Source organism: Ferdinandcohnia sp. SAFN-114 (assembly GCF_059415045.1).
In genome coordinates this window covers 21,759-42,759 of record NZ_JBPFDQ010000030.1, presented here as the reverse complement: position 1 = coordinate 42,759, position 21,001 = coordinate 21,759, and the positions used below count along the sequence as shown (strand labels likewise).

General features: G+C 37.6%; 21 protein-coding genes. 16 read left to right on the top strand and 5 right to left on the bottom strand.

From position 1 onward, the window contains the following. The first annotated feature begins 4 nt into the window (after positions 1–4). The 7 genes from argJ (at position 5) to ACR65M_RS11555 (ending at position 8,726) form a co-directional block, all read left to right on the top strand. The gene (argJ, locus tag ACR65M_RS11585; RefSeq protein ID WP_440273376.1) at positions 5–1,234 is read left to right on the top strand and encodes a bifunctional ornithine acetyltransferase/N-acetylglutamate synthase; all 1,230 of its coding nucleotides are present in this window, start codon (positions 5–7) and stop codon (positions 1,232–1,234) included. Between the two features lie 11 nt (positions 1,235–1,245). Next, on the top strand, positions 1,246–2,022 hold the full coding sequence (gene argB, locus ACR65M_RS11580; protein ID WP_440273375.1) for an acetylglutamate kinase: 777 nt from the start codon (positions 1,246–1,248) through the stop codon (positions 2,020–2,022). Next, entirely contained in the window at positions 2,022–3,173 is a 1,152-nt protein-coding gene (gene argD / locus ACR65M_RS11575; RefSeq protein ID WP_440273374.1) for an acetylornithine transaminase, read from the top strand. The genes argB and argD overlap by 1 nt, the downstream gene beginning before the upstream one ends. A gap of 113 nt (positions 3,174–3,286) precedes the next feature. After that, positions 3,287–4,363, top strand: coding sequence for a carbamoyl phosphate synthase small subunit (locus ACR65M_RS11570; RefSeq protein ID WP_440273373.1), 1,077 nt, complete (start codon positions 3,287–3,289; stop codon positions 4,361–4,363). Next, entirely contained in the window at positions 4,356–7,481 is a 3,126-nt protein-coding gene (gene carB / locus ACR65M_RS11565) for a carbamoyl-phosphate synthase (glutamine-hydrolyzing) large subunit (RefSeq protein ID WP_440273372.1), read from the top strand. The genes ACR65M_RS11570 and carB overlap by 8 nt, the downstream gene beginning before the upstream one ends. After that, entirely contained in the window at positions 7,478–8,437 is a 960-nt protein-coding gene (gene argF, locus ACR65M_RS11560; protein ID WP_440273371.1) for an ornithine carbamoyltransferase, read from the top strand. Before carB ends, argF begins: the two co-directional genes overlap by 4 nt. Positions 8,438–8,546: 109 nt before the next feature. Next, positions 8,547–8,726, top strand: coding sequence for a YjzC family protein (locus ACR65M_RS11555; protein WP_121445419.1), 180 nt, complete (start codon positions 8,547–8,549; stop codon positions 8,724–8,726). A gap of 161 nt (positions 8,727–8,887) precedes the next feature. Here the strand turns inward: ACR65M_RS11555 and ACR65M_RS11550 are convergent, their stop codons facing one another. Then, the gene (locus ACR65M_RS11550) at positions 8,888–9,076 is read right to left on the bottom strand and encodes a YjzD family protein (RefSeq protein WP_440273370.1); all 189 of its coding nucleotides are present in this window, start codon (positions 9,074–9,076) and stop codon (positions 8,888–8,890) included. A gap of 157 nt (positions 9,077–9,233) precedes the next feature. Between ACR65M_RS11550 and ACR65M_RS11545 the strand changes: the two genes are divergently transcribed. The 3 genes from ACR65M_RS11545 (at position 9,234) to ACR65M_RS11535 (ending at position 11,852) form a co-directional block, all read left to right on the top strand. Next, the gene (locus tag ACR65M_RS11545; protein WP_440273369.1) at positions 9,234–9,965 is read left to right on the top strand and encodes an alpha/beta hydrolase; all 732 of its coding nucleotides are present in this window, start codon (positions 9,234–9,236) and stop codon (positions 9,963–9,965) included. Between the two features lie 273 nt (positions 9,966–10,238). Then, positions 10,239–10,805, top strand: coding sequence for a hypothetical protein (locus ACR65M_RS11540; protein WP_440273368.1), 567 nt, complete (start codon positions 10,239–10,241; stop codon positions 10,803–10,805). A 90-nt stretch (positions 10,806–10,895) separates the two neighbouring features. Then, positions 10,896–11,852, top strand: coding sequence for a BMP family ABC transporter substrate-binding protein (locus tag ACR65M_RS11535; protein ID WP_121445415.1), 957 nt, complete (start codon positions 10,896–10,898; stop codon positions 11,850–11,852). 29 nt (positions 11,853–11,881) lie between these two features. On the opposite strand, the gene ACR65M_RS11530 is transcribed toward ACR65M_RS11535, so the two are convergent. Further along, positions 11,882–12,157 carry a hypothetical protein gene (locus ACR65M_RS11530; protein WP_440273367.1) on the bottom strand — a complete coding sequence of 92 codons (276 nt, stop codon included), beginning with the start codon at positions 12,155–12,157 and terminating at the stop codon, positions 11,882–11,884. A 266-nt stretch (positions 12,158–12,423) separates the two neighbouring features. Here ACR65M_RS11530 and ACR65M_RS11525 point away from each other — a divergent pair, with 266 nt between their 5' ends. The 3 genes from ACR65M_RS11525 to ACR65M_RS11515 all read left to right on the top strand — a co-directional run bounded on the left by ACR65M_RS11525 (position 12,424) and on the right by ACR65M_RS11515 (position 15,535). After that, on the top strand, positions 12,424–13,356 hold the full coding sequence (locus ACR65M_RS11525; protein WP_121445413.1) for a beta-ketoacyl-ACP synthase III: 933 nt from the start codon (positions 12,424–12,426) through the stop codon (positions 13,354–13,356). A gap of 78 nt (positions 13,357–13,434) precedes the next feature. Next, positions 13,435–14,673 (top strand): beta-ketoacyl-ACP synthase II, encoded by a 1,239-nt coding sequence (gene fabF, locus ACR65M_RS11520; RefSeq protein ID WP_341332347.1) that lies wholly within the window; start codon positions 13,435–13,437, stop codon positions 14,671–14,673. A gap of 223 nt (positions 14,674–14,896) precedes the next feature. Then, a complete protein-coding gene (locus ACR65M_RS11515; protein ID WP_440273366.1) occupies positions 14,897–15,535 on the top strand; it encodes a DUF2268 domain-containing putative Zn-dependent protease in 639 nt (212 codons plus the stop codon). A 479-nt stretch (positions 15,536–16,014) separates the two neighbouring features. On the opposite strand, the gene ACR65M_RS11510 is transcribed toward ACR65M_RS11515, so the two are convergent. The 3 genes from ACR65M_RS11510 to ACR65M_RS11500 form a co-directional block, all read right to left on the bottom strand. Further along, positions 16,015–16,413: a hypothetical protein gene (locus ACR65M_RS11510; protein ID WP_440273365.1), complete on the bottom strand. Its 399-nt coding sequence runs from the start codon at positions 16,411–16,413 to the stop codon at positions 16,015–16,017. A gap of 117 nt (positions 16,414–16,530) precedes the next feature. Then, a complete protein-coding gene (locus ACR65M_RS11505) occupies positions 16,531–16,701 on the bottom strand; it encodes a nuclease-related domain-containing protein (RefSeq protein ID WP_440273387.1) in 171 nt (56 codons plus the stop codon). Beyond that, complete coding sequence (locus ACR65M_RS11500; protein ID WP_440273364.1) at positions 16,702–16,896, bottom strand: hypothetical protein; 195 nt, start codon at positions 16,894–16,896, stop codon at positions 16,702–16,704. Between the two features lie 300 nt (positions 16,897–17,196). Here ACR65M_RS11500 and ACR65M_RS11495 point away from each other — a divergent pair, with 300 nt between their 5' ends. The 3 genes from ACR65M_RS11495 to opp4A all read left to right on the top strand — a co-directional run bounded on the left by ACR65M_RS11495 (position 17,197) and on the right by opp4A (position 20,997). Then, a complete protein-coding gene (locus tag ACR65M_RS11495; protein WP_341332345.1) occupies positions 17,197–18,210 on the top strand; it encodes an ABC transporter ATP-binding protein in 1,014 nt (337 codons plus the stop codon). A gap of 3 nt (positions 18,211–18,213) precedes the next feature. Beyond that, the gene (locus ACR65M_RS11490) at positions 18,214–19,209 is read left to right on the top strand and encodes an ABC transporter ATP-binding protein (protein ID WP_440273363.1); all 996 of its coding nucleotides are present in this window, start codon (positions 18,214–18,216) and stop codon (positions 19,207–19,209) included. 66 nt (positions 19,210–19,275) lie between these two features. Next, the gene (gene opp4A, locus ACR65M_RS11485; RefSeq protein ID WP_440273362.1) at positions 19,276–20,997 is read left to right on the top strand and encodes an oligopeptide ABC transporter substrate-binding protein; all 1,722 of its coding nucleotides are present in this window, start codon (positions 19,276–19,278) and stop codon (positions 20,995–20,997) included. Positions 20,998–21,001: the final 4 nt, after the last annotated feature.

The window sequence follows — 21,001 nt, the reverse complement described above, 5'->3', positions numbered from 1 at the left end:
TTGCATGATAGATATGAAGGAGATTCAAATAATAAAATTGGAAGAGGGAACTGTTGTAACCCCAAAAGGTTTTAAAACAGCAGGAGTCCATGCCGGATTACGTTATAAAAAGAAAGACTTAGGAGCGATTGTTTGTGATGTTCCGGCTAACTGTGCCGCTGTATATACGCAAAGTCATTTTCAAGCCCCTCCTTTAAAGGTTACGAAAGAGAGTATTGCCGTAGAGAACAAATTACAGGCTGTTGTGATCAATAGTGCATGTGCTAATGCATGTACTGGTGAGCAAGGTTTGTTAGATGCATACGAAATGAGAGCTGAATCTGCAGCTCAGTTTGGTATTGAAGATCATTTAGTTGCAGTTGCTTCAACGGGTGTCATCGGGGAACTATTACCGATGGATAAAATAAAAGCAGGCATTAAACAACTTCAGCCAACTGATACAGTAGAAGCAGCTGAAAGCTTCCAAACGGCTATTTTAACAACAGATTTAGTTATGAAAAAAGCATGTTACCAAACAACAATTGATGGAAAGACGATTTCAATTGGTGGAGCAGCAAAAGGTTCTGGAATGATTCATCCAAACATGGCAACGATGCTAGGTTTTGTAACAACTGATGCTAATATTGATTCAAACTCCCTACAAGCTGCAATCAAAACAGTGACAGATGTGACCTTTAACCAAATCACAGTCGATGGAGAGACCTCAACAAATGATATGGTTTTGGTAATGGCCAGTGGTTTGGCGGAAAATGATCTACTTACACAAGAACATCCTGAATGGGATTCATTTGTTTCTGCACTTCAATCCACTTTCGAAGATCTTGCAAAGCAAATTGCAAAGGATGGAGAAGGAGCTACAAAACTGGTCGAAGTGAATGTAACGGGAGCTGTATCTGATGTGGATGCACGTATTATTGCTAAAAAGATTGTCGGTTCAAACCTTGTTAAAACAGCAATCTACGGAGCAGATGCGAACTGGGGAAGAATTATTGGAGCGATAGGTCACAGTACAGCTACTGTGAATCCTGATAATGTAGATATTTCAATTGGAACAATCCAAATGCTACAAGGAAGTCAGCCGTTGACTTTCTCAGAAGAGCTTGCAAAAGAATATCTTGAAGGTACTGATATTGTTATACACGTTGACCTCCATTTAGGAAAAGGTACTGGTACGGCATGGGGCTGTGATTTAACCTATGATTATGTCAAGATAAATGCAAGCTACCGAACATAAGGAGACTTGAAATGGAGACAATTGTTATCAAATGTGGAGGTAGTATACTCAGTGAGTTATCAGACTCATTTTTTAATAGTATTAAAGAATTAAAAAACAGTGGCTATAATGTAGTTGTTGTGCATGGTGGCGGGCCAGAAATAGCTCAGACCCTCGCCTCACTGAACTTAAAAAGCGAATTTGTTAACGGGTTAAGGAAAACAACAAAAGAGGTCCTTAATGTTGTTGAAATGGTATTATCAGGAACGGTTAATAAAAAGGTTGTAGTTGAGCTTGGGAAGGCTGGTATCCCAGCAGTTGGGTTATCTGGCTGTGATGCAGAACTAATAAAAGTGAAGCCTGTGGACCTTGAAAAATTGGGGTATGTTGGCGAAATTGTAGATGTTAATGTTTCATTCCTGGAGTTTCTAATTTCTCAAAATTATGTTCCGGTAATTTCTCCAATTGGGATTGATGAGGACTTTAGCAAATTCAATATCAATGCTGACACTGCTGCAGCAAGTGTTGCCATAGCCCTTCAGGCAAAACATTTATTATTCGTAACGGATGTAGATGGAATTAAAAAAGACGGTGAAGTCTTACCATCGCTTACAACAGATTCAGTTTTATCCCTCATCGATGAAGGGACGATCTACGGGGGAATGATTCCAAAAGTAAAAGCAGCCCTCTCAGCTTTGAATGATGGGGGACTTAATGAAATAACGATTATTAACGGGAAAAGCTCTTTATTATCCGTAGATGGAATGTTAAAAGGAACAAAAATTGTAAAAGAACTAGAGGTGGTATAATGGATGCACTATTTCCAACCTATGCAAGATGGGATTTAACGGTTGAATCTGCAGAAGGTGCAATCATTGTAGACAATAAAGGAAAAAAATACTTGGATTTCGTTTCCGGAATCGCAGTTTGTAATCTAGGACATCGCCACCCTAAGGTTATGAAAGCAGTAGAAGAGCAGCTGCAGAAATATTGGCATGTATCAAATTTGTTTAAGTCAGATATTCAACAAGAAGTGGCTGAAAAGCTAGTATCAAATTCAGAGCTTGATGCCGTTTTCTATTGTAATAGTGGAGCTGAAGCAAATGAAGCAGCTTTAAAACTTGCTCGTAAATACACACAAAAATCAAAAGTCATTACATTTAAACAATCCTTCCATGGAAGAACATTTGGAACTATGGCTGCTACTGGACAGGAAAAAATTCATACAGGATTTGGCCCTCTTTTGCAGGAATTTGTCTATCTTCCATACAATGACTGTGACACGTTAGAGCGCGAAATGGATGATAAAGTTGCAGCGGTTATGGTAGAAGTTGTGCAGGGTGAAGGTGGAGTGGTCCCTGGAACAGAAGAGTTCCTTAAAAAGATTGAAGAACTTTGTGCAAAACATGGTTCCCTATTTATTATAGATGAAGTTCAAACAGGAATTGGTCGTACTGGAAAGGCCTTTGCTCATCAGCATTTCAACCTTACACCAGACATTATTACGTTAGCAAAAGGTTTAGGAAGCGGCCTACCCATTGGTGCTATGCTTGGTAAGGAAAAACTGAAGGATGCATTTGGCCCTGGTTCACATGGGTCAACTTTCGGTGGAAACCCGATTTCATTAGCTTCTGCTAAAGCCACCCTATCGATTATTTTTCAGGATGAGTTTTTAGAAGAAGTTGAGAAAAAAGGGGCTTATTTACAAAATGAGCTTACCACAGCACTTTCAGATCAGGACTTAGTTACAGAGATTCGTGGTAGTGGATTAATTGTAGGGATTGCTTGTAAGGAAGAGGTAGCAGCTACAATTACAGCACTTCGAAAAAATGGTCTTTTAACTCTGCCAGCTGGCCCGAATGTCATTCGCTTATTACCACCATTAACTGTTACTTACGAAGAAATCGATGAAGCAGTTAAGATGATTAAAGAAACACTTGTGGCAGTACATATTGCCTAGGATTGATGCTGGTAGTTAGGAATCTATCTAACTACCAGCTTATACAATCGAATTTTTTTTGAATATGTTTGCATAAAAATACGTCTACCTAAATAAAAATACGAGGTGAAACAATGAAGGGATATCTGCATTTAGAAAATGGTGAAAGCTTTGAAGGAACGTTATCGCAAGCTTCTGAAAAGGCTGTAACGAACGGTGAAATCGTATTTTATACTGGGATGACTGGGTATCAGGAAGTGTTAACGGATCCTTCTTATAAAAATCAAATCATTGTTTTCACATACCCATTAATCGGAAACTACGGAATAAATGAATTCGATTTTGAAAGTAAAGAACCTCACGTGGCTGGAGTCATTGTATATGAAACAAAGGATTCTTATTCTCACTATAATGCAAAGTATTCCTTAAAACAGTATCTTGAGAAATGGAATATACCATTGCTATCCCATGTTGATACTCGTGCAATTGTAAAGAGAATTAGAACTGAAGGAACAATGCAGGCTGTAATAAGTGATTCTCCTTCGTTTGATGTACCGGCCATGTCTGTTACTGCTAATCCTGTGGGAGAAGTATCAAGTAAGGAGTGGCAAACATTTGGTACAGGAGATAACCACATTGTATTAGTTGATTTCGGGTATAAGAGATCGATCTTACAATCTCTTTTGTCAAAGGGATGTACGGTAACTGTAGTTCCTTATACCACATCTTTTGAAAAGGTCAAACAACTTCAACCAAATGGTATTGTCTTGTCAAATGGTCCTGGAGATCCAAAGGCTCTAGCTGAACATCTCCCGACAATTAAGCAGATGATCGAATACTTTCCAACACTAGCCATTTGCTTAGGACATCAGCTTGTTGCCTTAAGCCTTGGTGGAGATACAAAGAAGTTGAAATTTGGCCATAGAGGTGCAAATCAACCAGTGGTAGATTTGCGTAATGATAAAGTTTATATTACCTCACAAAACCATAGTTATGTAGTTGATGAAGACAGTTTGAGTGAAACAAAACTGAAAGCGCGCTTTATAAATTGCAATGACAAGTCAGTAGAAGGATTAACGCATTCAACGCTTCCAATATTAACTGTTCAATTTCATCCGGAAGCACACCCAGGACCAGCTGAAAGCAGTTGGGTTTTTGATGAATTTATAGCCAACAACTGTACTGTTAGGAGAGAAGAGATATATGCCTAAGGATCATTCAATACAATCTATATTAGTAATTGGCTCTGGACCCATTGTAATCGGGCAAGCAGCAGAATTTGATTATTCTGGGACACAGGGGTGCAGAGCTCTACGTGAAGAAGGCTATAAAGTCATCTTAGTAAATAATAATCCAGCAACCATTATGACAGATGAAGTCAATGCAGACACAGTATATTTTGAACCATTAACTGTTGAAAGCCTTGAAAAAATCATTGCAAAGGAACGTCCAGACGGTTTACTCGCAACACTTGGTGGTCAGACAGGTCTCAACCTAGCTTTTAGTTTAAGTGAAGCAGGTATTTTAGATAAGTATAATGTGAAAGTACTTGGTACTCATATTGAATCCATCAAAAAGGGAGAGGACCGTGAGGCCTTTCGAAGCTTAATGAATGAACTAAATGAGCCAGTACCGGATAGCGAAATTGTAACAACAGTTGAAGAAGCGAAAACTTTTGCAGAAAAGGTTGGATTTCCTGTCATTGTTCGTCCAGCTTACACATTGGGGGGAACAGGAGGAGGCATTGCGCATGAACTGCAACAATTAGAAGAACTAACGAAAAATGGCTTATCCGAAAGCCCAATTACTCAATGTTTGATTGAAAAAAGTATTGCTGGATATAAAGAGATTGAATATGAGGTAATGAGGGACAAAAAGGGAACCTGCATTACTATCTGTAACATGGAAAATATTGATCCCGTTGGAGTCCATACTGGTGATTCAATCGTTGTGGCACCATCACAAACACTAACAGATGAAGAATATCAAATGCTACGAGCTGCATCTATTAAGATTATTTCTGCTTTAGGTATTATTGGCGGCTGTAACATTCAATTTGCTTTGGATCCATTTAGTAAGAATTATTATCTAATTGAAGTAAATCCACGAGTTAGTCGTTCTTCAGCACTAGCTTCAAAAGCAACTGGATATCCAATCGCAAAAATGGCCGCAAAGCTTGCGGTAGGATATACATTAGATGAATTAGTAAACCCGGTTACAGGAAAAACATTCGCTAGCTTTGAACCAGCGTTAGATTATGTTGTTGTTAAATTCCCACGCTTTCCATTTGATAAGTTTACAGATGTTCCTACTACGCTTGGAACTCAAATGAAAGCAACGGGTGAGGTAATGGCCATTGACCGAAATCTAGAAAGTGCCATTCAAAAAGCTGTACATTCGTTAGAAGGCGATAATAAAAGCCTTCGTTTACCTGCAATTGTAAATAAATCTGGTGAGGAACTCCTCCAACTTGTTGAAAATGGAAGTGAAAATCGTTTCTTTGCTGTTCTAGAATTGTTAAGAAGAGGAACAACTGTCGGGGAACTTCATTCGATTTCAAAAATAGATCTATTTTTCCTAGAGACGTTCAAGGTCTTAGTAGACACTGAAGAAAAAATTCAACAAACTGCACTTAATGATTTTACTGTAGAATTTATGCAAAACGTAAAGGAAAAAGGGTACTCCGATCAGCATATTGCGTTCCTTTGTCATGAAGAGGAATCGATTGTTCGTGCAAAACGAAAAGAACTTGGCATTATTCCAAGTTACAAATGCGTGGATACCTGTGCAGGAGAGTTTGCTGCACAAACTGCTTATTATTATTCAAGTTATTTTGGTGAAAATGAGCTGGGCGTTTCCGAAAAGCAAAAGGTATTAATTCTTGGCTCTGGACCTATTCGAATCGGTCAAGGCATTGAGTTTGACTATAGCTCAGTTCATGGGATATTTGCGCTACAAGACGAGGGTTACGAAACCATTTTGATGAATAACAATCCTGAAACTGTAAGTACCGATTATGAGATTGCTGACAAATTATTTTTTGAACCCTTAACTCTTGAACATGTATTAAATGTAATTGAAGCAGAAAAAGTGGATCAAGTAATGGTTCAATTTGGTGGTCAAACCGCGATTAATCTTGCCCAAGGATTAGAAGCTGCAGGTATTTCAATTGTTGGAATCACACACGATATTATTGACCAGCTTGAGGACCGTGACCGTTTTTATCAGCTTTTAGAAAAAACGAATATTCCGCATATTCCTGGTGAGATTGCCGTTAATGCGGAGGAATTAGTGGAAAAGGCTAAGGTGATAGGTTATCCTGTCTTAATCCGTCCTTCGTATGTTATTGGCGGCAAGGGAATGCTCGTAATAACTGATGAGGACGAGCTTGTATTATTTTTAAAAGACATAACAAAGGATACGTATCCACTTCTGATTGATGCATATGTACCTGGATTAGAAATCGAAGTTGATTTGCTTTCTGATGGCGACGAGATTTTAATTCCAACCATTGTTGAACACATTGAAAAAGCAGGAGTTCACTCTGGTGACAGTCATGCAATAATGCCTGCAGTTTCTTTAACAGAAGATAACAAGAAAACGGTTGAAACCTATGCTACTAAGATTGTTCGTGAATTAGACTTTAAAGGTATTATGAACATACAATTCGTAATCAGTAACAATCAAATTTATGTACTCGAAGTGAACCCAAGAGCAAGCCGTACGGTACCAGTTATTAGCAAAATTACAGGGATTCCAATGGCTCAACTAGCGTCAAAACTTGTGCTTGGTAGATCACTACAAGAAGTAACTTCAGAAAGTGGATTATTACGTGATTTACCGTTCTATACAGTGAAATATCCAGTTTTCTCAACATATAAACTACTCGGTGATCCGACAGTAGGACCTGAAATGAAATCTACCGGTGAAGGAATCAGCATTGCTGCAACAATTGATGAAGCACTAACAAAAGTTTTCCACAGCTACATCAATTCAAAAAAAGGCGCTGATGAAATTGTCTTTGATGCGGATTATATTCCTGAAGAAGTGAACCAAATAGCTAAGGAAATGGGACTAAAAACGTATGTTGCTAACGACATTTCAGAATGGTGTAAGAGTGAAAAAGCTTTAGCATTTGTAAGCCTTACAGGTGAGAAAAGTGCAAAAAAGAATAAGTTAGAGGCAAGTCAAAAACGAATTCATGTATTCACTGAAATTGAAACATTACACGCATTCTTAAAAGCGTTCCGGGTATCGCATTTTTCCGTAATGTCGATTCAAGAACGAAGAAATACATTTAATAACCAGAAAGAAGTGATTAGCAAATGACAACTGCTACTAAATATAATGCTAAAAACGTTCTAAAGGGAAAGGATCTACTCACTCTCCTTGATTTAACGGGTGAAGAAATTATCAATTTGTTGGATACAGCTATTGAAATAAAACAAAAGCATAAAAATGGGGAAGACACACCGTATTTAAAAGGAAAAACCTTAGCGATGATCTTTGAAAAGCATTCAACCCGTACAAGAGTATCATTTGAGGCAGGCATGCTTCAGCTTGGGGGAAATGCAATCTACCTAAATAGCAATGATATGCAGTTAGGTAGAGGAGAATCAATTGCTGACACAGCAATGGTCCTATCTGAATATGTAGATGCAATCATGATCCGCACATTTGAACATGAAAAAATTGAGGAACTCGCTAAATTCGCAAATATTCCAGTCATTAACGGTTTAACAGAAGATTATCACCCATGCCAAGCATTAGCCGACTTACTCACGATTTATGAAAAAAAGAAAATCTTCAAAGGAAGCAAACTTGTCTATGTTGGGGATGGCAATAATGTTGCTCATTCGCTAATGATTGCTTCGGCAAAGGTTGGATTGGACTGTACGGTTGTTTGTCCGCCTAATTATGCTCCGAAGGCTTTTATCGTAGAGAAGGCAAAAGAAATTGCAAAGGAAACACATGCAGTTATTGAGGTTAGCCATGATCCAGTCTGTGGCCTAGAAGGTGCCGATTATATTTACACAGATGTATGGGCTAGCATGGGGCAAGAAAAGGAACAGCAAGAAAGACTTAAGGCGTTTATGCCATATCAAGTTAATTCAGAGCTTGTAAGTGCTGCTAATGAAGACTACATGTTCATGCACTGTTTACCAGCTCATCGTGGTGAAGAAGTTACGGCCGATGTGATTGATGGACCACAATCAGTTGTATTCGAACAAGCGGGAAATCGTCTCCACGTTCAAAAAGCAGTATTAAAAGCAATTATGGAATAAGGAAATTTAATGAAGCTTCAGCCTTTTTAGGTACTGGGGCTTTTTTTCATGATTTTAAAGGGTAGTGGGAATAGTAATCTTGTAATACTATTCAAAAAGGAGGATTATGATGGGGCAAAGTCATGAATTTCGTGCAGGGCAAAAAGCACCGAATAATGGGATTTATGTAGAAATCGGAGAGCAAGGAGATATGGTTAAGAACCCTAAAAGTGTTAAATTAAATGCCGGTGACCCGTTCCCGGAGAACTCAAACCACAACCGCAAATGGTCATATAAAAGAAAGCCGTAAACAACAAAAAAAGACCCGTTCGGGTCTTTTTTTGCATTGTCTAGTTCAGGCGCCATCGGCTCGAGGTCATAAGCCAATCGCTTCGGAAGGTAAAAGGCACCTTCTGTCAGCGCTTGTCTTATGCTTGTCGCCGATAAGCAGGCGCCTTACACTTTTCTTAATTAATGATGAGGTTCCTCTACAGGCTCGTTTGGAAGAACAGAACCTAAAATAATGATTAGGGCTGTAACGATCACAGCAACGATCGAAGCTGTTTGGAATGAATATGTAGCTGCCTGCATTGATCCAATAACATATGAAGCCATTTGGATTAAGAGGAATGTCCAAAAGAAAGTCCAAAAATAACGCAATGTTTTCACCTCATTAAATTTAACTATATCTTTAAGTAGTTTACCACATTTGTCATCTTTAAGAAAAGTTATTTATAGGCATTTCCCCCTTTCATCTTTTATTCCACAACATACACTAATAATGAAGGACGAAAATTAGGAGTAGGAGAAGAGAGCAATGGTTCAAAATAAAGTATTTTTCAAGCTCGACACGGAGTGGTCTGCTCTTCATTTGCCAAAACGTCCAAACGGCTTTGCTGTATTAATCATTGGGGATAATACGAATTTTGTAGAAGAGAGCTCAAGCTTCTGGATACAAAACTACGCAAGATCCCAAATTCTCGAATACCTTAAGGATGAGGGATATACTGTATTTTATTCAAACTTGTATGGTGCAAACTGGGGAAATCCTGCCTCCATAAAATTAGCAATACAGTTGTATCACATCGTGATGAAACGTGAAATCCTAAATAAACGCATCCATATTCTTGCAGAAGGAATGGGAGCATTAACTGCCATGCAGTTAAGTAAAAGGATGCAGGGGGAGATACGATCTATGGCCTTCCTAAATCCATGCATTGACTTAGTTGCACATATTGAGAATGAAAGAAAAAATAAATTTTTTTATAAAAAGCTGCTAAAAGAAGTTGCGAAGGCTTACCACCTTGAGGAAAGAGAAGTTGAATCTAAAATTGCAGATTTAGCACCAAAAGATAATCTTGTAATCCCAAGTATCCCAATCAAAATTTGGCATAACACAAATGAAAGAACATACACTCCTGAAATACACAGTAAGAAATATCAAAGTGGAAACGAGATGGTCACGTTAAGCTATCATATCAGTGAAAATACGTATGCATTTAGTCGCTCAATTGGTAGCTTCTATAAAGAAAATGAAAAGGAATTATAAAAAGTCCCAGTTTCTATAAAGAATAGGGACTTTTTATTTACTCTTTCGCATACGATACTGTAACTTTATTCAGCAGAAGTCCCTATTAATATAATGGGGGGATGAGGAGTAAGGGGTTAGTCTTTTGTGGGAGTTCAAACTATGGCTGAATAAAGTTAGCCTCCGGCGGATGCCACGATTTTTCAATGGAAGTTTTTCGAGCAGGCTCGAAAAAAATCGGGCGGCAAATACGCCAAGGCGCATTTGATTAATAATATATGGGGGATGTTACAAGTGAAGAAGGTTTTACTATTCGATGCTTTCTCCTTTATAGGATATGGACTCTGTTGCAAGATGCTAGACGAGGAAATCAATGTCATTGGGATAGATGCTGAACCGATGGAAAATAGTCCGGAAGAGAATAAATTGCTCTTTATTGGGCGTAATGCATATTTTCGTTTTTTCGAGAATTCGAAGGCATCATTGAACCAAGGTTTGTTCGATAAAACAGATGCTGTCATCTATCCTTGGTGTAGTTCTACCCATCCCAATCAAAATGAGGAAAAAGAGGAGAGACTTCAATCCATATTCGACTATTGTAATGATTCAAAAACCAAACTTATCCTGGTATCGGCACATGAAATAAACAGAGTTGAAATTGACTCTTTAGCAGATGAATTGGATGATGGTTGGTATTCAAAAATTAATATAAAAAATAGTCTGTGGGAACATCGGAAAATACGAACAAAGAACGTAGATTTTTTGTTTACTTTTATCGATTTTGCTAATAAAAGTTTTACTGAATGTATTCGAATAATGAATGACCATAGGGAATATATCTACCAAAACATAGACAGCTAATACTTCTTTTGCTTTCCAAGTAGTACAAAGTACAATAAAATAAATATATAGAGGACGAATATTGTTTTTGTTTTTGAAGGAGTTGTAGGAATGCAAAAGTGGTTTAGGTGGGTGACACTCTTAATCCTGTTAAGTTTTCTTGTATCCTGTGGACAAACAGATGCAGATACTGGGGTCAAAAAAGTAGGTTTGCTTGTACCTGATACAATTGATGACCAAGTATGGGGTACGAAGGGGTATAAGGGGCTTTTACAGATAAAATCTCAATTTGAGGTTGATGTTTTTTATAAAGAAGGAATTACAACAGAAGCTGCAACTAGATCTGCTGTAGATGAATATGTTGATAAAGGTGTTAATTTAATATTTGGTCATGGTAGTGAATACACTACAATTTTTAATGATATCGCTGACGAGTACCCTGATGTGCATTTTGTTTTTTTCAATGGGAATACGAGAAAAGAGAATGTGACGAGCCTAAACTTTGAAGGGCATGCAATGGGATTTTTCGGTGGCATGGTTGCAGGTGAAATGACGACTACAAATAAAATCGGAATTATTGCTGCTTTTGAATGGCAACCGGAAATCAATGGGTTTTATGAAGGTGTTTTATTTCAAAATGATGAAGCCGATGTAGAAATAGGATATGTTCAAAACTGGGATGATGACGAAAAGGCAATTTCGATTGCAGAGAATATGATCTCAGAGGGTATCGATATTATATATCCTGCTGGGGACGGTTACAATGTCCCAGTGATAGAAAGGCTGAAGGAAGAAGGCCTATATGCAATAGGTTATGTTTCGGACCAATCTGACCTGGGCAAAGAAACCGTCTATACAAGTACTGTTCAACATGTGGATCAACTCTATTTATTAGTTGCCGAAAAGTTCAATAAAGGTGAACTTGCTTCAGGAAACCTCTCGTTTGACATCCAGGATGGAGTCATTTCAATGGGGGTTTTTAGCCCGAAGGTAGATGAAAACTTTATTTCAGAACTAAATGATTATATTAATCAATATGTAGAATCAGGAGATCTTCCATCAAAATAGAAGAAGCTATCACATCAAGTGATAGCTTCTTATTTTTTACGAAAATAATCAAGTAGTGGCGAAAGATCTTTTAAAGCTGGTTTGATTTTGTCAATTGAGGTCATAATATCATTAATTTGTCCCATTAATTGGTTGAAATCTACTCCATCAGCATGGTTTTGATTGGATTTTGCCTCAGAAGGTTCATTTTCATTTCTCTTTGCCGAACGAGGACCAAACATGAGGCGATCAAACTTATCCATTGAAGAAGAATCACTCTCACTCTTTTTTGCCTTTAAATCAAATTCTTCATTCTCATTACTCATTTTTATCACCACTCACATTAGAAGTTTTCATCAAAACATTTTTATTATATTCATATGATACATCTCAAAAAATGAGATGGGCTAGTATCACTTAAAACCCTAGGCTAATATGGAATCTAACAAAAAATAAAACCAAAGAGTTGATAACAATTAAAAAATGGATTAAAATTAGTACCAAGTCATAATAATTGATAATAAGAAAAGCGCGGAATAGGAAAAGCTTTTTTGATAAAAATTATGTTTTCTCATAAAAGGGAGATGTTTGTATGGGTGTAGGAATAATTGGAATCAATCGATTTGTACCAGATAGAGTGGTAACAAATAAAGATCTCGAAAAAGTTTTGGATACATCAGATGAATGGATTCGTACAAGAACAGGAATAGAAGAACGTAGAATTGCAGATGATGATACAAATACTTCTGATATGGCGTATGAAGCAGCCCGTAGAGCTTTAGAAGATTCAGGTATCACCGCGGATGCATTAGACCTAATTATTGTCGCTACAGTAACGCCTGACCATCCATTTCCGTCAGTTGCATGTATGATTCAAGAACGTCTTGGTGCAAAAAATGCAGCGGCAATGGATATTAGTGCAGCATGTGCAGGATTTATGTACGGAATCATTACCGGTAAACAATTTATTGAAAATGGAGATTATAAGCACGTATTAGTAGTAGGTGTTGAAAAACTATCTAAAATTGTGGACTGGAGCGACAGAAATACAGCTGTACTATTTGGAGATGGAGCAGGTTCAGTTGTTCTAGGTGAAGTTTCTGAAGGAAGAGGAATCCTCTCTTTCGAATTAGGAGCAGACGGAACTGGTTCAAAACATCTTTACCAAGATGAACACATTATTATGAATGGACGCGAAGTCTTCAAATTTGCAGTAAGACAAATGGGCGAATCAAGTGTAAATGTAATTGAAAAAGCAGGATTAAAGCGTGAAGATGTTGATTATTTAATCCCACACCAAGCAAACATTCGAATCATGGAGGCTTCAAGAGAAAGACTTGAACTACCAGTAGAAAAAATGTCTAAAACAGTGAATAAATACGGAAATACATCTGCCGCATCTATCCCAATTTCAATTGTTGAAGATATTGAAGCAGGAAAAATTAAGGATGATGACGTAATTGTTATGGTAGGGTTTGGTGGAGGACTAACTTGGGGTGCCATTTGCATCAGATGGGGTCGCTAAAAAAGAACTAACAGATTAGAACATCATTAGTCGAAAATATTGATAGAAATGTTGAAATAGGCTGGAAGGAGAAAGATTATGGAAAAGAAGCGTGTAGTAGTAACAGGATTAGGCACGGTTTCGCCGTTAGGTAACGATGTGAAAACGACGTGGGAAAACGCGAAAAACGGTGTTTCAGGTATCGGTCCATTAACAAGAGTTCAAATCGAAGGCTTACCTGCAAAGGTAGCAGCGGAATTAAAGGATTTTAATCCGGAAAATTATATGGACAAAAAGGAAGCACGTCGTATGGACCGCTTCACACAATATGCAATAGCTGCTTCATTCATGGCAGTTAAGGATGCAAATTTAACAATCAATGAAGAAAATGCTGAGCGCGTTGGAGTATGGCTTGGTTCAGGAATTGGCGGAATGGAAACTCATGAGGAACAGCATAAAATTTTCTTAGAAAAAGGATATCGTCGTGTAAGTCCATTCTATGTACCAATGATGATTCCAGACATGGCAGCTGGCCAAGTTTCCATCGCAATTGGAGCAAAAGGAATTAACACATGTACAGTTACGGCATGTGCGACTGGTACGAACTCAATCGGTGATGCGTTTAAGGTAATTCAACGTGGAGATGCAGACGTTATGGTCACTGGTGGAACAGAAGCACCATTAACTAATATGTCATTTGCCGGTTTCGTTTCAGCAAGAGCCGTATCATTAAATCCAGATCCAAAAACAGCAAGCCGTCCATTTGATAAAAATCGAGACGGATTTGTAATGGGTGAGGGAGCTGGAGTTCTTGTCCTTGAAGAACTTGAACATGCATTAGCACGCGGAGCCAATATTTATGCAGAAATCGTTGGCTACGGTGCAACAGGAGATGCTTATCATATCACGGCTCCAGCACCAGGTGGTGAAGGTGGAGCTCGCGCAATGCGCCAAGCCATTGCTGATGCAGGATTAAATCCAAGTGAAATTGATTATATCAATGCACACGGAACTAGCACAGATTATAATGATAAGTTTGAAACTGCAGCAATTAAAGAAGTACTAGGTGATCATGCATATAAAGTAGCGATTAGCTCTACCAAATCAATGACAGGTCACTTGCTTGGAGCAGCTGGTGGTGTGGAAGCGATCTTCTCAGTACTTGCAATTAAAGAAGGAATCATTCCACCAACGATTAACTATGAAACACCAGATCCAGAATGTGACTTAGACTATGTACCAAACAAAGCAAGAAAACAAGAAGTAAATGTTGCCTTAAGTAACTCACTTGGTTTCGGTGGTCACAACGCAACTATTCTATTTAAGAAATATCAATAACATATAAATCCAAGGAGTCAGGCCAAATGGTCTGGCTCTTTTTTTATGTAAATCGAATACGATAAAGAGGTAAGAAAGGATGTGGTGACGTGGGGTAATCCGCACTGATCAATGGCTGAAGGATTCACATGATAATCCAATTAAACTTTGTAAAAAATTAAAAAGTTATTTTTCAAATAGAGCATCTGAACGTGAGATTTATGAGTATCTAAAAATGCACGGAATGTACAGAACAGTATCTGAAAACATACTTGAGAGCCTTCCTAAAAACGTATGGGGAAAGGTAGAAAAAGAATATAGTGTCTTGCAAAAAAAATGGAACGGTCCGCAGGTCCCAATTTTCATTTTTCCAGCAGACAAAACAAACTCAAGGATCAACAATGAATATAATGGGAAATCAGGGCTTGCCTTTAAGGACAAATTATTTCTATTTTTCTCTCCGCACAATTCTCATGACGAAATCAAAGCAGTCCTCACACATGAATACAATCATGTTTGTCGTCTAAAAAAATATAAAAAGGATGAAGCTGATTTAACTTTTTTAGATACCGTGATCTTAGAGGGTATTGCAGAAAATGCAGTTCGTGAGCATTGCGGTGCAGAAAATCTAGCGGGGTGGACAAAATATTACTCGGATGTACAGCTACAAAAACTAGTCAAACAACTAATATTTCCGAACCAATCTGTAAAAATAAAAGAACGAAAACACAACGATCTCTTATACGGAAAAGGATTCAGCCCCAAGATGGCCGGATATTGTGCAGGATATTACTTAGTTAAGCAATATTTGGAAGCCAACAAACTTCAAACGAACGCAATCTTGGGTGTGGATTCGAAGGAATTTGTGAAGGAGTATCTTTGATGGTGGTATTTTGTTTTTAATCTAATCATATGTGTAAAAAATGTATTGGTAATAGTAGTTACGATCTCACTTTTAAAAAAATGGTAAAAATAGCTCCGTATAAGAAGTGACTTTTGGAAAAACGGGAAAAAGTTCAAGCATAGGTATCGAATAAACTAGGAGTTTTGGATAAAACAGGGAAATGTCCAAGTATAAGTTGCGGATATGACAGGGGTTATGGATAAAACAGGAAAAGGTCCAAGCATAAGAAGCGAATAAACCACCGGTTTTGGATAAAGTAGGAAAAAGTCCAAGTATCAGCAGCGCATAAGACTGTACTATTGGATAAAACAGGGAAAAGTCAAAGAATACCCTTGATTCAAAATGGAATCGTATCATACAAATATAAACCCCACAAAATAAAAAAGATAAGAGTCCCCTTTTGAAAGAAACAGGGAAAGCTCTTATCTTATTTTCCTCATATTGCACTATTTATTTTTTTATATATAGTATGTCCCTTTTTTGGATGAGCAAGATTGATAGGATTTTGCAAGTGCTCTTTGGATGACAGCCCTTGATCTTATAATTTTACACCATTCGAAAATAATCCCTGAAGTAATCTTCATTTGTGGAAAAAGTAAACTGAACTCCTCTGTACTCCGCAAGATTGCAGCTTCTTTATCTTCAACAAAATCACATTTCTTACATGTTAATGTTGTAGTGAATCCTGAATCAAATTCACCACACCCCTCACACAATATCCCCTTCGTCAATCCATCAAAACTATACTCTGGCAGCAGTGAAAAAGGTGAATCTTTTACATGCAATTCCATGAGTTTCTCCGCTAGTGCATGGTGTTTCCCTGCTAATTTGAAAAACTGTGAATTTAATTGATTCATAAATCGTCCAAGTTGTGATGGAAAAATAATTGGTAGGTCGGGGGATGCTCCGTAGAGGTAAAATTCCGGGTTAATAAAAACAAGATGAGCCTCTACTTTTTGGTTATAACCGAGCTGTTAGAGCAATTGCCGAAAGAGAGATTCGGTACGTGATAGGTGAATGAGGGGATTTTTAATCTCCTTACCAGAGATTAGTCGCATTCGGTTGTCTTCAATCAGGAAATCTCCTTCAAAATTTTTCACTTCAAAAATGTGAATTTTAGGCGGAGATACAAGGAGAGAATCGATTTAGTAGTGGGTATTGGCCGTTTCAAGTAGGAGGTCATTAATGATGAGGCATTCTACGGAGAGCTTTTCTAGTTTCTGGTCAAACATCTTTTCTCCATGATAACCTTTTTCGAGCGTTATAATTTGATTCATTCGTGCTTGGATGGATCTTAGGAGCAGCAATTCAAATGGAATAGTTCTTTTTTTAATAATCAAAGCAACACTTCCCTTTATACAAGATTCGAGTTAATTGTAAGTCTATTTAACTATGTTTTCAATTACTATTCTAATCAAGTTGTATAGACAGGTTTTTTGAAAATTCTAATATAATATATTTTTATAATATATTGAAATAATTTGAGTTGATAGATAATTTATTATAAAACCTTATTTTGCAACATTTTAGACGATTTTGACTCTGATTATAAAAAATTGTCTTGCAATTATAATATTATAGTAATAAAATTCTATTTACATAATAATTTTGACTAATCTAGAAGAATCTGGGGTGTTTTTATGCATCAGACAAAAACGGAAGCACCTTTGCTAGAAGTAAAGGGATTGAAAACAGGCTTTAACATTGATGGTCAAATCTATCATGCTGTCGACGGTGTTTCTTTTAGTGTTAAATCGCGCCAAATTGTCGGAATTGTTGGGGAATCAGGTTGCGGTAAAAGCGTTATGTCAATGTCTGTTATGAAACTACTACCTGTAGGGGTCGGAGAAATTACAGACGGAGAAGTTGTTTTCCAAGGAAATAATATTGAGAATCTATCAGAATCTGAAATGAATAAAATTCGTGGGAAAGATGTTTCAATGATTTTCCAGGAACCAATGACAGCGTTAAATCCTGTTTTTACTATCGGTTTTCAATTAGCAGAAGTTTTACTTAATCATTTTGATATTTCAAAGCAGGATGCACGTGAAAGATGTATCAGTTTGTTACAGAGTGTCGGAATATCTAGGCCGGAAAAAATTGTGGACGAGTACCCACACCAGTTATCGGGCGGAATGCGTCAACGGGTTATGATTGCCATGGCAATTGCATGTCAACCAAAATTATTGATTGCGGATGAGCCGACTACAGCATTGGATGTTACAGTCCAAGCACAAATCCTTGATCTATTAAAAGAGATTCAAGAAAAAAATGATATGTCCGTTATTTTAATTACACACGACTTAGGTGTTGTTGCGGAAATGTGCGATGAAGTAATCGTGATGTACGCTGGGAAGATTGTGGAACGAACTGATGTCGACACGCTGTTCTATAATCCGAAGCATCCGTATACAAAAATGCTATTAGATTCCATTCCTAAAATGGAAGAAGTTGAAGAAACATTAGGTTCAATTGAAGGTATAGTTCCTTCGCTGAAGAACATGCCAAAGGTTGGTTGTCGTTTTGCTGAACGCTGTCCAGTGGCAACAGACGAATGCAAACGAATTACACCTAAGTTGGCAGAGGTAGCGAGCGGCCATGAGGTATCTTGTCTTCTTTACAAAACAAGTTATCCAATGGAAGAGGTGAAATAAGAAATGAACCAGGCAATGAAAAAAAGAAAAGATGAAGTTTTGCTCGAAGTTCAGAATCTCAAAACCTATTACCCTATTAAAGGCGGGTTTTTTAAGAGAACTGTAGGAAATGTAAAAGCAGTGGATGATGTATCATTTGAGATACTTAAGGGTGAAACGTTAGGTCTTGTTGGTGAATCAGGCTGTGGAAAATCGACAACAGGTCGTACTATTTTACGATTAACTAAACCAACAGATGGAAAAATCATTTTTGATGGTAAAGATATAACGAATCTAGCCGGAACAACATTAAGAAAGATACGCCAAGACTTTCAAATGGTGTTCCAAGATCCATATGCTTCTTTAAATCCAAAGCAAATGGTAGGGGATGTTGTAGCAGAACCAATAAAGAACTATTACAAGAAATCGTCTAAGGAATTAAAACCCGAAATTATCGAACTATTAAAAAAGGTTGGTCTTCCGGAGGATGCGTACTATAAATATCCGCATGAGTTCTCAGGTGGACAAAGACAACGTATCGGAATAGCCCGAGCGTTAGCTTTACGACCAAAATTAATTATTGCGGACGAGCCAGTATCAGCTTTAGACGTTTCTGTTCAATCACAAGTATTAAATTTATTGAAGGAACTGCAAGAAGAATTTGATTTAACGTTCTTATTTATCGCTCACGATTTAAGTGTTGTAAAACATATGAGTGATCGAATCGGAGTTATGTACTTAGGTGGAATCGTAGAAATTGCAGATAAAAATGGATTATATGCAGAACCATTGCATCCCTATACAAAAGCTCTAATCTCAGCGATTCCATATCCAGACCCTAGAAGAAAGAAGGAGCGCATCATCTTAGAAGGTGATGTACCTAGCCCAGCAAATCCTCCAACTGGCTGTCCATTCCATCCGCGTTGTGCTTTTGCAACTGATGAATGCCGAGCAGTAAAACCAGCTTTAAAGGAGGTGAAACCAGGACATAGAGTAGCGTGTCACCTCTACAACGAGTAGGGTGATAAATGAAAAATTCTAGTTCATACTTACATGAAAAACAAACACAAAACGGGGGTAACAAAGATGAAAAAATCACTATTGTCTGTGATTTCCCTGTTGCTAGTAATGTCTTTATTTTTAGCAGCATGTGGAGGTAATGATTCTAAATCTGGTGAGGAAAAAGAATCTGCGGAAAAAACAACTGAACCACAACAAGGTGGCAAAGTAACATATGCGTTAGGTGGAGAATTCCAAGGTTTATTAGAATGGGCATTCTATGAAGAAGCTTCAGATTCTGAAATTATTCAGTTCTTTAATGAATCTTTAATTCAAACTGATGACAACTTAAATTACATTCCAGGAATTGCAAGCTGGGAAACAGAAGATAACCAACACTATACTTTCACTTTCAAAGAAGGTGTAAAATGGCATAACGGTGAAGAACTTACTGTTAATGACTGGGTATTTGCATTAGAAACAATTGCACACCCTGATTATACAGGTCCACGTTATGTGAACGTAAAAGACATTGTTGGTGCTCCTGAATTCCATGATGGAAAAGCAGAGAGTATTTCTGGTATTAAAGTAATTGATGATTACAATATCGAAATTACTTTTGACAAAGCACGTGTTAACAACTTAGAAAATCTTTGGACATATCCAATGCCTGAAAAGCATTTTGAAGGTGTAGCTGTTAAAGATATGGCTTCTTCACCACAAGTTCGTCAAAACCCAGTAGGGCTTGGACCTTTCAAAGTGAAGAACATTGTTCAAGGTGAATCCGTAGAGATGGAGCGCTTTGATGATTACTATCAAGGTAAGCCAAATCTAGATACTGTTGTTGTAAAAGTAATTGACGCAGCATTAACTTCAGGTGTACTTCAATCTGGAGAAGTAGATGTAATGTCTGTACACGCTTCAAACTACGAGCAGGTTGCGGCATTAGATAATGTTAATCTTGAAAAAGTATTAGGCCTTTCTTATTCTTACATCGGATTTAAATTCGGTCACTGGGATGCAGAAAAAGAACAAAACGTTATGGATAATGAAAAATTCCAAAACTTACAATTACGCCAAGCATTGGTACATGCACTTAACCGTGAAGAATGGATTAAAGGATTCTTTAATGGTTTAGGTGAAGTAGTGGACACTCCAGTACCAAGTGCGCACTGGATTGCAGCTGATAAAGAAGATTTAACTCATTATGAGTATGATCCAGAAAAAGCAAAAACATTATTAGATGAAGCTGGTTACAAAGATGTTGATGGTGACGGCTTTAGAGAAGATCCTAATGGAGAGCAATTCTCTATTCAATTTGCTCACTACGCAGGTAGTAACCCAACATTCGAACCACGTGCGAAGTATATTGTTCAAGCATGGAATGAAGTTGGGATTAAAACAGAATTTGCAAAAGGGGCATTAATCGACGGTACCCTTTATTACGATATGTTAGAAAAAGACGATAAGGATATGGAAGTTCACTTCGGTACTTGGGGAACTGGAACTGACCCAGATCCATCTGGATTATGGGGAAGAGATGCCATTTGGAACTTCACTCGTTGGACAGATGATAAGAACGACCAATTGCTAGAAGATGCGCTTGATGTTTCAATCGTTGGTTCTGACCAAGAAAAACGTAAAGAGCTTTATGTTGAATGGCAGCAATTATGGAACGAACAATTACCTATTATTCCAATCGTAGAATATTATGATTTATGGGGCATGAACAAACGTGTTCAAGGTGTACATGTTTCTGCACCTGGATTAAGTGATTTCCATAAGTGGTATGTTACTGACGGTAAATAATATG

Coding starts and splice junctions, on each gene's coding strand:
- argJ (WP_440273376.1), top strand. CDS start 5: ATGATAGATATGAAGGAGATTCAAATAATAAAATTGGAAGAGGGAACT.
- argB (WP_440273375.1), top strand. CDS start 1,246: ATGGAGACAATTGTTATCAAATGTGGAGGTAGTATACTCAGTGAGTTA.
- argD (WP_440273374.1), top strand. CDS start 2,022: ATGGATGCACTATTTCCAACCTATGCAAGATGGGATTTAACGGTTGAA.
- ACR65M_RS11570 (WP_440273373.1), top strand. CDS start 3,287: ATGAAGGGATATCTGCATTTAGAAAATGGTGAAAGCTTTGAAGGAACG.
- carB (WP_440273372.1), top strand. CDS start 4,356: ATGCCTAAGGATCATTCAATACAATCTATATTAGTAATTGGCTCTGGA.
- argF (WP_440273371.1), top strand. CDS start 7,478: ATGACAACTGCTACTAAATATAATGCTAAAAACGTTCTAAAGGGAAAG.
- ACR65M_RS11555 (WP_121445419.1), top strand. CDS start 8,547: ATGGGGCAAAGTCATGAATTTCGTGCAGGGCAAAAAGCACCGAATAAT.
- ACR65M_RS11545 (WP_440273369.1), top strand. CDS start 9,234: ATGGTTCAAAATAAAGTATTTTTCAAGCTCGACACGGAGTGGTCTGCT.
- ACR65M_RS11535 (WP_121445415.1), top strand. CDS start 10,896: ATGCAAAAGTGGTTTAGGTGGGTGACACTCTTAATCCTGTTAAGTTTT.
- ACR65M_RS11530 (WP_440273367.1), bottom strand. CDS start 12,157: ATGAGTAATGAGAATGAAGAATTTGATTTAAAGGCAAAAAAGAGTGAG.
- ACR65M_RS11525 (WP_121445413.1), top strand. CDS start 12,424: ATGGGTGTAGGAATAATTGGAATCAATCGATTTGTACCAGATAGAGTG.
- fabF (WP_341332347.1), top strand. CDS start 13,435: ATGGAAAAGAAGCGTGTAGTAGTAACAGGATTAGGCACGGTTTCGCCG.
- ACR65M_RS11515 (WP_440273366.1), top strand. CDS start 14,897: ATGTACAGAACAGTATCTGAAAACATACTTGAGAGCCTTCCTAAAAAC.
- ACR65M_RS11510 (WP_440273365.1), bottom strand. CDS start 16,413: ATGAATCAATTAAATTCACAGTTTTTCAAATTAGCAGGGAAACACCAT.
- ACR65M_RS11495 (WP_341332345.1), top strand. CDS start 17,197: ATGCATCAGACAAAAACGGAAGCACCTTTGCTAGAAGTAAAGGGATTG.
- ACR65M_RS11490 (WP_440273363.1), top strand. CDS start 18,214: ATGAACCAGGCAATGAAAAAAAGAAAAGATGAAGTTTTGCTCGAAGTT.
- opp4A (WP_440273362.1), top strand. CDS start 19,276: ATGAAAAAATCACTATTGTCTGTGATTTCCCTGTTGCTAGTAATGTCT.